This is a genomic window from Frankia sp. AgB1.9 (assembly GCF_016786355.1).
GTDB lineage: Bacteria > Actinomycetota > Actinomycetes > Frankiales > Frankiaceae > Pseudofrankia.
The window spans coordinates 1-12,459 of sequence record NZ_JADWYX010000189.1; the positions used below are offsets into that span (position 1 = coordinate 1).

The window sequence follows — 12,459 nt, forward strand, 5'->3', positions numbered from 1 at the left end:
CGCAGGCGCTCGACCACGCGACCGGCTACCTGCTCGCCGCGTCGATCATCGACGCGCTGGTCGACCGCGCCGCCGACCGCCGGGGCCGCGGCCCCGCCCCGGAAACCCAGCGCAAGCCCCGCGGGCCGGGGTGCGACCCGGGGGGTCGCGCGCCGGCCGGTACCGCACAGGGAGGTCGGGAATGACCAAGTCGTTGGCCGGACAGCACGCCATCGTGATCGGTGGCGGCAGCGGCATCGGGCTGGGCTCCGCTCGCCTGCTCGCGCGGGACGGAGCCAGGGTCACGATCGTCGGTCGATCCGAGTCCAAGCTCGTCGATGCGGCGAAGAAGCTGGCCGAGGAGGGGCTCGCTGTCGCCCACCACGGCGCCGACGCCCTCGACGGCGCCCAGGTTCGGGAGGCGGTCGATGCGGCGTCCGACGACGGCGAGCTGCACATCGCCGTCGTCGTACCGGGCGGCGGCGGAATCGCGCCGGTGCTGCTTTACGGCGACGACCAGTTCAGCCAGGAGGTCGACCGCAACGTCCGCCCCGTCTACCTGCTGCTCAAGTACGCCGGGCAGGCGATGGTGCGGGCCGGCGGCGGCTCGTTCGTCGCGATCTCCTCGACCGCGGCGACCTTTTCCACTCGGTACATCGCGTCCTACGCCGCAGGCAAGGCGGCGGTGGACCAGCTGGTCAGGGTGGCCGCCGACGAACTCGGCCGGCTCAACATCCGGGTCAACGCGGTCCGCCCGGGGATGACCCGAACCCCGACAACCGCCAAGGCCATCGCGAACCAGGCGATGATGGCCCAGTTCCTGGCCAACCAGGCCCTCGACCGGCACGGCGAGGTCGAGGACCAGGCCCAGGCCGTCCGCTACCTCGCCGGACCCGAGTCCTCCTGGGTGACCGGGCAACTGCTGACCGTCGACGGTGGCAACACCCTACGCGCCTTCGTCGACTATGCCGCCCTGCTCGACCTCCCCGACCAAGGCGACGCGGCGAACTTCCGCTGACGGCGGCGGGGGCGGGGCGAGGAACAGCGAGACCACCGCGGCCCGAGGCACCACCCCGACGTCATCCTCGGCCGGGGCCGCGCACCATTTCCCGGCGACGGTCGAACCGTCGCCGGGAAGTGGAAGTACGGCGAGGGCGTCAGGCGCTCTCGCCGCGGGCGGCCCGTCAGCCCGCGGCATCGGCGGCACCGAGAAGCATGACCATGGAGAACAGCGCTCCGGCTCCCCCAGCGCTGCACAGTGCGACCCGCGCGCCTGTCACCTGCCGGCTCGCGCAATCGCCGCGGACCTGCTCGGCCGCGCGAATTGCCCGCTGCAGCATCTGCGGATCGGCGCCCGGGTGGGAGAAGGCCATCGTGCCGCCGTCGGTCGTCACCGGCAGCGTCCCGCCAGGGCCGACGTGCCCTTCGGCCGCGAACGGGCCGCCCTCCCCTGGCTTACAGAAACCGAACGCCTCAAGCTGGCGGATGATCTCGAAGGAGAACGGGTCGTAGAGCTCGGCGACATCGACATCCGCGCGGGCGAGTCCGGCGGTGGCGAACGCCCGGTCAGCCGCGCGGGCACCGACGAGCCCGACGGGCAGGTGCCCCGGGCGGCGACCGGTGAGGTCCCATACTGGCGGGTTGCGGTAGGCCGGTCCGAACACATCCATGCCCGCGCCCAGCACGTGCACCGGCGGATGGGGCAGGTCGCGGGCGCGCTCGGCCGTGGTGACGACGAGCGCGCAGCCGCCCTCGGAGGTCGTCGAGCAGTCAAGCAGGTGGAACGGGTCGGCGACCATCCGAGAGGCCAGGATGTCGGCCGCGGCGAACGGGCCGCGGCCGTGGTAGACCGCGCCTGGGTGCAGGTGACCGTTGGTGCGGATCGTCGCCGCGACGGTGGCCAGCTGCTCGGGGGTCGTGCCGTAGAGATGCATGTGACGGCGGGCGATGAGGGCGAACTCGGCGGCCGTGAACAGGCCGAACGGAGCGACGAACTCGTTCTCCGGCCTGGTCCATGGGGCGGTGGCGGCCCGGTCGGTGTAGACGCCGGCGGCGGCAGCCGCGACCAGCACGAGCTCGGCCTGCCCCGTGGCGACAGCCGCCGCTGCCTCGGCGACCATGGCCAGGCCGAACTGGCGGCCCTGCCAGGCGGGGCCGAGACGCAGGTCGTAGACAAGGGCGGCGCTCTCCGCTCCGGCGCAGACCCCGTCGACGTCGGCCAGGGTCAGCCCGGCGTCGGCGAGCGCGCCACGGGCCGCGGCGACGACCAAGGAGCGAGGAGTCTCACCGTCGAGACTGCGGGCCTGGCGGGTGTTGTGCAGGCCGACGATCGTGGCGCGCCTGCTCGGGCCCATGAGTGTCCTCGTCTCCCGGCCGCGCGGCCGCGCTCAGTGTGTCTGCGTGGTTGTGGGCTCCGGCAGCGTCGGCACCGTCTTCGCGCGAACGGCGCGCTCGACACGGTCGGCGAACGCGGCGAAGGCGGCGGCAACGAGCCGCAGGTCGACCGCCTCACCTTCCGGGGTGCCGTCCGGGGCGTCCAGGCAGGCGGCAAACGTCCCGGAGATCTCGGCGAGCTGGCGGTGGACCAGTGCGGCGCCCGCGCCGGTGAGTTCCACGATCGTCGCCCGTCGATCGGCGGGGTGGCCATGGCGGCGGATCGCGGCGCGCACCTCGAGGCGTTGCAACGCGCGAGCGGTGCCGCTTTGAGACAGACCGACGTCGAGGGCAAGCGCTCCGGGCGATGCGCGGAACGGCTCGCCGCGGAACCACAGCGCCGCGAGGATCGCGAAGTCGGAGGTGTCGATCCCGACGGCGGCCAGCCCCGGCTCCGAGAGAGCGCGCAGCGCGCGGCCGGCGCGGGCGACGTACATCCACAGTGCCACCAGCTCCGGCGGCCCGTCGAGTGCGGCGCCCGCCCGGCGCAGGACCCCGTCGAGCCCAGCCCAGTCGCCAGGCTGCTCACCGTCGCCGCCCGTCGGGGGCAGAAGTTGCATGCGCATGGTTCAGTATCTCCACCTCCGCCCTCGGCCCCCCGTCGACCGCGCCTCCGCACGCTCGCCGGTCCACGTATCGAGCATAACACGCATGCGCATGCATCTATTGACAACGGAGCCCCCCACCGAGTCCGAGCTGACCCCGGTACCGACCTCAACCACCGGCCCGGCACCGTGGCGGCAGACGTCGTCCGGGCGGCCAGGAATCCAGTGCGAGATCAGACTCCAGTGAGGACCTTCTGGGCTGGGTCGATGCCCGCCTCTACATCACATTGCCGTAGTCCATTCCCATGGCAGCGGGCTTCTTGGCGAAGGGGCGGATCATGACCTCGCACGAGTACGAAGCGATGAGCCTTCCGTCCCGGGCGTAGATCCGTCCCTCGCCGTGGGCGAGCCCGCGACCGGCGTAGATGGCGGGGTTGGCGTAAAGATGCCAGTCACGGACGTCGAAATCGTCGTGGAAGGCGATCGCGGTCGACATCACGCCGGTCGACAGGGTGTAGTGCGCGGAGGCTTCGCCAAGGCCCGGATGCGGACGCATCGCGGCGGCGATGGTCCAGTGGGTCGTCGACTGCGCGAGCAGGGCAGCGTGCAGGTACTGCGGGCCCGGATCGTGCCGGAAGCGGCACCACGCGTAGATCTCCGGTGGGCCCAGGCGGTCGGGGTCCGGGTCGTAGGCCCCGTCGATGATCCGCAGGTCGCGGTCGGTCACGCCCATGTCGAGCGGGACCGCCTCCTCGGGTCCGACAACGTCCGGCATCGGCGCGTGGCCGCGGATCAGGTCCGGGGCGTCGGCGCCCATCAGCAGCAACGCGCCAGCGCGGAAGGTGCCGTCCTGGGTGATGCGGACGTTGACGGTGGCGAAGCTGCGTCCCCGCTGCGGTACGTCGACCTCGAGGTCGACGGGGCGGTCGAACGAGGCCGCCTTGGAGAAGGTGATGTAACCGGAGACAACCCGTTGATCGGGCACGGATTTGGTCGCGGCGACGATCGCGTCGCCGAGTAGCTGGCCGCCCTCGACGACGTTGCGTTCCATCTCGCCATAGGGGGGAGCGGCGAAGCGGTTCTCCCTTACTGGCTGGACATCCATCAGGCGGATCAGCTCGGCCTGGTCTCCCCAGGTCGGGAAGCTGACGGGCCTGGCACGGCCATGAGGATCGTCGCTCCAGTGCTCGTCGATCTCGATTCGCGCCCGCTCCTGGTAGAAGCAGACATGGTCCACGATGCCGGCGACCTCGGCGAACGGTTCCGAGTAGGACCAGACGAAGTTCGTCTCAGCGGGCTCGACGGCTATGAGGTCCCAATACTCCGCCTCGCCCTTGAACGGGCAAATCGTGTACACACCGTCGGCGTGGGCGAACAGGTCCCACCGCACCGACGTCCGCGGGAAGTAGAGCCGGTCGACGTGCCTGGTCTCCTCGACCACCAGGCATCGGTCGCTCTCGGCCAGGAGCACGTCGCCGAACCACACCCGGGCCGTCCGGCCGAGGGGAACAAGGTCGATACGGTAATCGGGGTACTTCGGCCAGGCTGACTCGATCTGCGTCACGGCATGTCCCTTGTCTGCGATTCGATTCGTGGGTCGTCAACGATCACCGACTTGACGGCGGGCAGGCGGCGGCCCAGCACGGCCAGCGCCACGGATTCGAGTGCCGGCCGGGGCAGGATGCACGCAGCACAGTTCGCATCCGAAAGCAGCAGCCGGATGCGCACCTGACCCGTCGCGCCATCGACGGAGACCAGTTCGAAGTCGCCGCCGTCAGGCTGGATCAGGTTACGTACGCCCTCAAGCGCTCCAGCCACATCTTCTCTGTGCATCGGTCCTCCTCAGGCGAGCTGGCCAACCTGGTGGTGTGGCGGCCGCAGTAACTGAACGGGCTTCGGGTGAAATAACAACTTCAACCGAGTTCGAATGCACGCCGCTGTCGCCGAGCCGACGCGGATACTGGACCTGGCAGGGCGTTATCAGATCTTCTGGACGCCATCACGGAATCGGCACCGTACCGGATCAGCATCAGCCCGCGTGGGTTCGCCGAAGCGGCCGGCGTCGCACGCCACCGCCGCTACCCATCTGTTGACGTCTTTTGCGCGTGCCGCGCCGACAGGCCGCGCGCCTTTCCTTGAGGGCGATGAGCGGGGATTCCGAGGAAACGTCGTGCGACGATGTCTCGTTGGATCTGCTGAGTTCCTCCGAAAACGGACTGGGCCCGTGACCAGAAATAGGCGTCGAGCCATTGATCCTCGTCGACGAGGCTGGCCGCTCCCCGGGCATCCAGGATGGTTCGGTTCAGTAACTGATCCGCCTCGGTGACGAGAAGTTTGTCGATCGAGCCCTCTGGGCCAGGGAGCGATCCGTCAAGCCGCGACGAAAGCGTCCGCTGTACGTGCAGTCTGAGGGCCTCCAGGGTGACCCATGCCTTCGCGATGGCCCGCCTACCTGTCTCGTCCACCACGACCGCTCCACTGCGGACGTCGTTTTCGAGAAGGGCGAGCATCCGGATCAGACGGGCCACCCAGCCGATGTCACCAGGCCCCCGCTCGTAGCCGAGCAACTGCATGGCGATTTCCCAGCCCTGCCCCGGGGAGCCGAGCAGATTCTCAGCCGGTACTGTGACCGAGTCGAAGAAGACCTCCGCGAAGTCACGGCCTCCCCCGGCAGTGACGATCGGGCGGCACTGAACGCCCGGCGCGTCGAGGGGGACGAGCAGCATCGACAGCGATCGGTGTGCCCGCTCGTCTGGCTCGGTGCGGCACAGCAGCAGGCACCACTGCGACCAGACCGCTTCGCTGGTCCAGATCTTCTGTCCGTCGACGGTATACACGTCGAGTCCGTCAGCGGAGGTGGTACGAACGCCGCGGGTGCGGATCGACGCAAGGTCGCTGCCCGCGTTCGGTTCGCTGAATCCCTGGCACCACCGCACCGCGCAGGACAGCATGCCGGGCAGGTGAGCCGTCTTCTGCCCAGCCGATCCGAAGAGCCGAATAGCGTTGGTAATATGGTGGATCGCCGGTGGCGGCGGGTAACCACCGAGCCCGAGCTCGTCGTTGAGAATCGCGTCGAAGGTGGGCGGGAGGCCTCGGCCGCCGTACTCGGTGGGGAAGGTTAGCCCCACGAATCCCGCGGCGGCGAGACGTCGGTGCCAGTCACCGAGTGCGTCCGTTCGCGCGTCAGGATCGGCCGGCAGTGGACCTGGCGTGTTGTTGCTGAGCCAGGCCCGCAGCTCGGACCGGAACGCGGCTTCGGCTGTATCGTCCCGGAAGTCCATCAGGCCGTCTCCCTGGCGGCCAGCCGCTCGTCGGCGATCGCGGCGTACTGCGCTGACTCGTCACCGAGGACCCGGGAGGTCATGAGGGCGCGGCGTTGCCGGACGTGGCTGAGATGCTCCCAGGTGAGACCGATCCCGCCAAACATTTGAATCGTCAGCTCGCCGACCTCGCGACCCGCGGCCGAACAGAATGCCTTTGCCTGGCGGGCGGCGAGCAGGGCCACGGACGTGGGCAGCTCATCGGCGGCCCAGGCGCCGTGCCACATGGAGCTTCGTGCGCCCTCGACGAGCGTGGCGGCGTGAGCCGCCAGGTGTGCCACGGCCTGAAACGAGCCAACGGGAACGCCGAACTGTTCGCGGTGGGACACGTACCTCACTGCCTCATCAAGCGCTCGTTGCATGACTCCGAGCAGGTCCGCGGCGAGCAGGGCAAGAACGACGGCGTCGACGCGCTGGAGGCTGTCGGCCGTGAGCACGCCGCCCAGCGGAACCCCGACATCGACAGTCGACGCATCGGCAGGGACGCTGCGCAGAGTGCGGGTGAGGTCGATCGAACGGGTCGGTTCCCCGAGGGAGACGGCGCGCAGCCCACCGCTGTCCTCGTCGATCAATAGACCTGTGTGCGCGCCCTGAGCGTCGAAGGCCACGCCGGGTTCGCCTCGGCGCGCAAGCCCGCTGAGGTCACGGCGGAGCACCGGAGACAGCCGCAGTCGTCCCGAGCCGACAGCCGCGGTTGCCTCGTACGCGTGGGCGTGCGCCAGCAGCGCGGGAGCCCAGACACCGGCACCGACATAGGGAACCGGAGCCAACGCGCCGGCGAGCTGTTCGACGACGAGCGCGGCGTCCACGACCGTGCCGCCGCCACCGCCGAGGTCGGCTGGGACATGCAGACCCACCAGGCCGGCCTCGGCGACGATCGCCCACTGGGCCGCGTGGCGCGACTGCTTCTGTTGGGACACCAGCGCGCCGACCGCATCGGGCGCGAGATCTGCGGCAATTAAGATCGCTGTCTTCGACAGCATGCGCTGCTCGTCAGTGAGCCGTACGTCCACCTCGGAACCTTCCATCGCTGCGTGGATTTGCGGGGCACGGCCGGTACGGTCGATCAGCGGCATCGCGAGGAGACGAGGCTCTCTCCCGCGGGCCGACAGTTCTCATGGGGTGGCGACGCCGGCGCTCTGTTGGGCACGCGTCGGCACGGGATCCGCGGTGAGGACAGCCCGCAGGGTGTAGGACGTCACCGCGGCGATCGTCTGGGGGTCGGATCTGCGGCGCAGCGCCGCGCGGTCGATCAGGATGCCGAAGACGTGGTGCATGGCGAGCCGGGCGTCGTCAGCGGCCGACTCCGTCGACAGGCTGGCGGCGCGCCGGGCGTCGGCGATGGCGTCGGCGAGTGGTTCCGTCAGTGCGTCGAAGCCGGCGCCGATCTCGGCCGGGAAACGTTCGAGCAGCCTCGGGTGGGCGAGCAGGAACGGCCGGTTGGCGGTGACGAGGTCGTCGGTGCGCAGCATGTCGAACATCGCCCGTACCCACTCGCCGACGCGTGCCCTCGGATCCAGCTCGGCGCCGAGGCGCTCCTCGAGGTGGCGTTTCGTTCGGGTGTGGGCGCGTTCGAGCAGGGTGATGAGCAGGTCGTCCTTGGTCGGGAAGTGGCGGTAGAACGCCGTGGTGGAAAGGCCGGAGGTGGCGAGGATGTCGGTCACGCTCGGGTTGGCGGTGTCGCGGTCGCGCATGACCTGGAAGGTGGCGTCGAGTAGCCGTTCCAGCTCGTCCTCATACCGGCGGCGCTGCGAGGCCAGCGCCCGCTCGACGCCGCGGCGCGCCGACTCTGGTTCCGTTGTCGGGCTCACGGCGCGAACGGTCCGCGGTTCATCTGTTCCCGGACCGGCACCACGGTCGGGTTGGTCAGCGAGCGGCGCTGCCAGTTAGCCCCGTCCACGACCAGGGTGTGGCCGGAGATGAACCGGGCGTATGGCGAGGCGAGGAACGTCGCCGCCCAGCCGAGCTCACGCACCCGCCCGACCCGCATCGCCGGCTGCGCCGCGTCCTTGTCATGGGTGCGCGCAAGGTTCTGCTGGATGTCAGCCGTCATGTCCTCGTGCGGGAAAAGCCCGGGCACCAGACCGTTCACGGCGATCCCGTACGGGGACCACTCGACAGCCAGCGTCTCGACCATGTTCTTCACACCGGCCTTGGCGGCGGCCGAGTGCGCGAAACCGGGGCCGCCGGTCCAGGCGTAGGAGGCGCCGACGTTGACAATCGAACCCGGCCGCCCGGCGGTCATCAGCCGGCGGGCGAACTCGCGGGCACAAAAGAACGTGCCGTTCAGCGTGATGTCGACGACGGTGCGCCAGGCGTTGGGCGACATGTCCTCGGCCGGGACCGGGAAGTTCGCCGCCGCATTGTTGACCAGAACGCCGGGCAGGCCGAACTCCTGCTCGGCCGCGTCGAACAGGGCGGCGACCTGCGCCGGGTCACGGATGTCGCAGCCGACAGCCAGAACGCCGGCGCCCACCTTTTCAAGGGCGGCGCGCCCGGCGTCCAGGTGCTCAGGCTTGCGACTGCCAATGACGATGTCGGCGCCGAGCCGGGCGAACTCGATGGCGATCGCCCGTCCCAGCCCCGTCCCGCCCCCCGTGACGACGACCGCCACACCCTCGAAGGTCCCGGCCGGTAACGCGCTCACGCCCGCTTCGGGCGGTTCAGGAAGGCCAATGACACCGCTCATGATCAGCTCCCCGTGTAACGCGGCTCGCGGCCCTCGGCACGCGCGTCACGCATCTCGGCAAGGTCGTCGGACTTACTGATGAAGGTCTGGTAGATCAGCTCGTCCGCCATCGACGACCGAAGGCCGGGTTCCGACAGCTGCCGGATCACCCGACGCGCCATGTTCACCGTGACCGTCGGAGCGGCCGCGATCTTCTCCGCCATCTCACGGACAGTGGCGTCAAGCTCGTCGGCAGGCACCACCCGGGACACGACGCCATGCGCGAGCGCCTCCTCGGCACCCATCACCCGCCCGGTCAGCACCATGTCGCTGACAACCCCGTGCCCACACATCTGGTACAGCCGGCCAATCCCACCGGTGTCCGGGATCACGCCGTACCCGACCTCGGGCAGCATCATCCGGGCTCCGACCGCCGCCACCCGGATGTCACAGATCAACGCCCGCTGGAACGACGCTCCGATCGACCACCCCTGCATCGCCACGATGATCGGCGCCTCCAGCTCGAGGATCTGCAGGATGCCGCGATGCCCACGCTTCATCAACTCGTGATGAGTCAGCTCGACGGACCCGCCCCCGATCGCGGCGACGTCACGGCCCGAGGAGAACGACGTCCCCTCCCCCCGCCAAATCACCGCACGGACGTCCCGGCGCCCCTTCAGCTCACCCAGGACCTCGAACAGCGCCAGGTCCATCGCATCGTCGAACGCGTTGCGCTTCGCCGGGTTGCAGTTCGTGATCGTCGCCACCGGACCGTCGATGTCGAGCCGCACCCGCTCGTCCGCCACGCCCCCGACCTCCATCAGAAGATGCTTTGCGCTGATCAGAAAGTGATTCTGGCAGGGACAACGACCGTTTGCAACGGATGTCCGCACGATCGACGAACCGCTCGGAGGGAGTCTCAGACGTTGGAGCGGCGCGAGGCTCGCCGACTCAGCTCGGGCAGCGCCCGGCCCTGCGCGTCGCCGAGCTCGGGCTCGCGCCCCGTTTTCGCGTCCGGTGGCCCGGCGTCTCGCGATCTCAGCGTCTCGCGATCTCGACGTAGCGGGAGCCTCAATGTCCGCGACCGCTCGTTCGGCCGCCGGACCGACTTGGTGGCGGGGTAACGGGCGCCGATACCCGACGTCCGGCGGGTGACCTGGGGCACAACCGTCCGGCATAGTACCCAGCTACCGCCGCCGAGGGAGCAGCAGATGATCTATCGATTTGATCCGGAGCTGGCCGCAGCGATGCCGCTGCTGCCGGCCATCGATTTCACCGACCTGTTGTCGGACGGCTTGGTCCATGTCGGCCGGACGCCGCCCGAGCGTCGCGGTCCGGCGTGTTCAAGATCCGGTCGCCCTGCCCGCGGTGGTACCAGACCGGCAGTCAGGCCCGGGCGCCCGGAGACGGGAAAGTAGGACACAGATGGCGTTCAACCTCGATGCCGACCTCCTGCAGGCGGTCGCCGCGATGTTCGCCGGAGGAATGGACAGTCCGACGGCGGTGGCCCGGGACGACTGGAAGGCCCTGCGCCACACCGGTGAGACTGCGTTGGCGGCTTTCGAGACTGCTTCTCCGGCGTATCCGTCCGTCTCCCGCACGAACTTCCAGACCACCTCCCGCGACGGTACCCAGGTGGCACTCCGCTGGTACGCATCCGCTGGCCCCGCGCCGTCCGTTGCCGGTCCGGCCGCGGTCTATCTGCATGGCGGCGGAATGATCTCCGGGACGGTGAAGCTCTATGACCGTTTCGTCGCCGCCTACGTCGCCGACGGCGGCGTGCCGATGCTCGCCGTCGACTACCGCCGGGCCCCCGAGCACCCGCACCCGAGCCCGGTCGAAGACAGCTACGCCGGGGTGGCGTGGCTGGCCGCCCATGCCCACGAACTGGGCGTCGACCCGGACCGGATCGCGCTGATGGGCGACAGCGCAGGCGGCGGGCTGGCAGCTGGGACCGCACTGCTCGCCCGAGACCGGAACCTGGCCGTCGCCAAGCAGATCCTGATCTACCCCATGCTTGATGACCGCAACACAGTGCCCGATCCGGCTCTGGTGCCCTACGCGAGCTGGACCTACGACCAGAACTACACCGGCTGGCACGCGCTGCTCGGCGACCAGATCGGCGGCGAAAGCGTTCCGGAGTCAGCCGCCCCGGCCCGCGGGCTCGACCTCGCCGCCCTGCCCCCGGCATACATCGAAGTCGGCGAACTGGACATCTTCCGCGACGAAGCCATCGATTACGCCCGGCGACTGGCCGCGGCCAGTACCTCCGTCGAGCTACACGTACGTCCCGGCTGCCCACATGGCTACGACCGTATCGACCCCACCATCGATGTCGCCCGCCGTTCCCACGCCGACAGACTGCGCGCCTTGAACAGCTACTGAGCCCGCCGGTCGCCAGCCCCTTCATGTCGGCAAACCGGCGGCCCACGACCCCCGGGTCGGAGACGACCGACGCTCAGGACCACGTCACCGCAAAGACAGAAACCCTCGACAACCACAGAGAGCGGGCTCGCGATGCGAACGATTGTCATCGGCGCCTCCAGTGGCTTAGGACGCGCCATCGGGATCGGCCTCGGCCAACGCGGCGCACAGGTCGCGCTGCTCGCCCGACGCAAGGACCGTCTCGTCGACGCCGCGAAGGAAGCCGGCGAAGGATCGCTCGCCGTCGCCTGCGACGTCACCGACGAGGCGTCGGTCCGGACGGCCATCGACGCCGCGGCAGCCCAACTCGGCGGGATCGACGCGATTGTCTACGCCACCGGCATCGGCGTACTACGCAAACTCGTCGACGTCGACGCCGCGACCTGGCGCACCGTGTTGGAAACCAACGTCATCGGCGCCTCGCTCGTCACCGCCGCCGCCATCCCCCACCTCATCGAAAGCAACGGCGTCGCCGCCTACCTGTCCTCCATCGCGAGCTCCATCACCGAACCCTGGCCCGCACTCGGCTCCTACGCCGTCAGCAAAGCCGCCCTCGACAAACTCATCGAGGCCTACCGCGTCGAATACCCCACCCTCGGCTTCACCCGCATCACGGTCGGAAACTCCGCCGGCGGCGAAGGCGCCTCCGGAACTGAGTTCATCAAAAACTGGGACCCCGCCCTCGCCGGCGCCGTCCACCCCCTCTGGATCGGCCGCGACTACATCCATGGCGACTTCGTCGACGTCAACGACCTCACCGACGTCGTCCACACCGTCATCACCAACGGCGCCGCCATCAAATCCGTCGTCGTCGACGCCCGCCGCTCCACTCCACTGCCGTTCAACCCTCCCATCCAAACCCCGTGAGCGGCGCGGCACGGTCGTCCTCCGACGGCCGTCCAAAGTCGCCGGTCGACGCTAGGGACAGGGCGGCCTCCGACAGCCGGCCGCCTCGCGGAGCGGGATCGGATCACAACGTGCCTACGCATCAACGACTGGAGTTCGCATGACTCAGAGCCTGTTTTAGATCTTGTTGGCTGTCGGTCGTGTGGCCCACCGCGTGACGTGTCCGCCGCGAGCGAGCCGGCGA

At 69.5% G+C, this 12,459-nt stretch carries 12 protein-coding genes and 1 pseudogene; 4 read left to right on the plus strand and 9 right to left on the minus strand.

Going from position 1 to position 12,459, the window contains the following annotated elements; translation table 11 throughout:
* Window positions 1-185: pseudogene (locus I6A60_RS38995) on the plus strand (hypothetical protein); the annotation flags it as partial.
* The gene (locus tag I6A60_RS39000) at window positions 182-997 is read left to right on the plus strand and encodes an SDR family NAD(P)-dependent oxidoreductase (protein ID WP_203021968.1); all 816 of its coding nucleotides are present in this window, start codon (window positions 182-184) and stop codon (window positions 995-997) included. The pseudogene I6A60_RS38995 and the gene I6A60_RS39000, both read left to right, overlap by 4 nt.
* 166 nt (window positions 998-1,163) lie before the next feature.
* On the opposite strand, the gene I6A60_RS39005 is transcribed toward I6A60_RS39000, so the two are convergent.
* The 9 genes from I6A60_RS39005 to I6A60_RS39045 form a co-directional block, all read right to left on the minus strand.
* On the minus strand, window positions 1,164-2,333 hold the full coding sequence (locus I6A60_RS39005; RefSeq protein ID WP_203021969.1) for a thiolase family protein: 1,170 nt from the start codon (window positions 2,331-2,333) through the stop codon (window positions 1,164-1,166).
* A 33-nt stretch (window positions 2,334-2,366) separates the two neighbouring features.
* Window positions 2,367-2,978, minus strand: a complete 612-nt coding sequence (locus I6A60_RS39010; protein ID WP_203021970.1) for a MarR family winged helix-turn-helix transcriptional regulator — start codon at window positions 2,976-2,978, stop codon at window positions 2,367-2,369.
* A gap of 256 nt (window positions 2,979-3,234) precedes the next feature.
* On the minus strand, window positions 3,235-4,521 hold the full coding sequence (locus I6A60_RS43835; RefSeq protein WP_203021971.1) for a DUF427 domain-containing protein: 1,287 nt from the start codon (window positions 4,519-4,521) through the stop codon (window positions 3,235-3,237).
* A complete protein-coding gene (locus I6A60_RS39020; RefSeq protein ID WP_203021972.1) occupies window positions 4,518-4,790 on the minus strand; it encodes a NifU family protein in 273 nt (90 codons plus the stop codon). Before I6A60_RS39020 ends, I6A60_RS43835 begins: the two co-directional genes overlap by 4 nt.
* Window positions 4,791-5,035: 245 nt before the next feature.
* A complete protein-coding gene (locus I6A60_RS39025) occupies window positions 5,036-6,238 on the minus strand; it encodes an acyl-CoA dehydrogenase family protein (protein ID WP_203021973.1) in 1,203 nt (400 codons plus the stop codon).
* Window positions 6,238-7,290, minus strand: coding sequence for an acyl-CoA dehydrogenase (locus tag I6A60_RS39030; protein ID WP_203021974.1), 1,053 nt, complete (start codon window positions 7,288-7,290; stop codon window positions 6,238-6,240). Before I6A60_RS39030 ends, I6A60_RS39025 begins: the two co-directional genes overlap by 1 nt.
* A 102-nt stretch (window positions 7,291-7,392) precedes the next feature.
* On the minus strand, window positions 7,393-8,088 hold the full coding sequence (locus I6A60_RS39035; protein WP_203021975.1) for a TetR/AcrR family transcriptional regulator: 696 nt from the start codon (window positions 8,086-8,088) through the stop codon (window positions 7,393-7,395).
* The gene (locus I6A60_RS39040; RefSeq protein ID WP_203021976.1) at window positions 8,085-8,966 is read right to left on the minus strand and encodes an SDR family oxidoreductase; all 882 of its coding nucleotides are present in this window, start codon (window positions 8,964-8,966) and stop codon (window positions 8,085-8,087) included. The genes I6A60_RS39035 and I6A60_RS39040 overlap by 4 nt, the downstream gene beginning before the upstream one ends.
* Window positions 8,967-8,968: 2 nt before the next feature.
* A complete protein-coding gene (locus tag I6A60_RS39045) occupies window positions 8,969-9,766 on the minus strand; it encodes an enoyl-CoA hydratase/isomerase family protein (protein WP_238437169.1) in 798 nt (265 codons plus the stop codon).
* Between the two features lie 682 nt (window positions 9,767-10,448).
* Here I6A60_RS39045 and I6A60_RS39050 point away from each other — a divergent pair.
* Complete coding sequence (locus tag I6A60_RS39050) at window positions 10,449-11,330, plus strand: alpha/beta hydrolase (RefSeq protein ID WP_307874097.1); 882 nt, start codon at window positions 10,449-10,451, stop codon at window positions 11,328-11,330.
* A gap of 132 nt (window positions 11,331-11,462) precedes the next feature.
* A complete protein-coding gene (locus tag I6A60_RS39055; RefSeq protein ID WP_203021978.1) occupies window positions 11,463-12,236 on the plus strand; it encodes an SDR family oxidoreductase in 774 nt (257 codons plus the stop codon).
* Window positions 12,237-12,459: the final 223 nt, after the last annotated feature.

Excerpts from the sequence above, each read along its gene's own strand:
- I6A60_RS39000 (WP_203021968.1), top strand. The coding sequence starts at position 182 with ATGACCAAGTCGTTGGCCGGACAGCACGCCATCGTGATCGGTGGCGGC.
- I6A60_RS39005 (WP_203021969.1), bottom strand. The coding sequence starts at position 2,333 with ATGGGCCCGAGCAGGCGCGCCACGATCGTCGGCCTGCACAACACCCGC.
- I6A60_RS39010 (WP_203021970.1), bottom strand. The coding sequence starts at position 2,978 with ATGCGCATGCAACTTCTGCCCCCGACGGGCGGCGACGGTGAGCAGCCT.
- I6A60_RS39020 (WP_203021972.1), bottom strand. The coding sequence starts at position 4,790 with ATGCACAGAGAAGATGTGGCTGGAGCGCTTGAGGGCGTACGTAACCTG.
- I6A60_RS39025 (WP_203021973.1), bottom strand. The coding sequence starts at position 6,238 with ATGGACTTCCGGGACGATACAGCCGAAGCCGCGTTCCGGTCCGAGCTG.
- I6A60_RS39040 (WP_203021976.1), bottom strand. The coding sequence starts at position 8,966 with ATGAGCGGTGTCATTGGCCTTCCTGAACCGCCCGAAGCGGGCGTGAGC.
- I6A60_RS39045 (WP_238437169.1), bottom strand. The coding sequence starts at position 9,766 with ATGGAGGTCGGGGGCGTGGCGGACGAGCGGGTGCGGCTCGACATCGAC.
- I6A60_RS39055 (WP_203021978.1), top strand. The coding sequence starts at position 11,463 with ATGCGAACGATTGTCATCGGCGCCTCCAGTGGCTTAGGACGCGCCATC.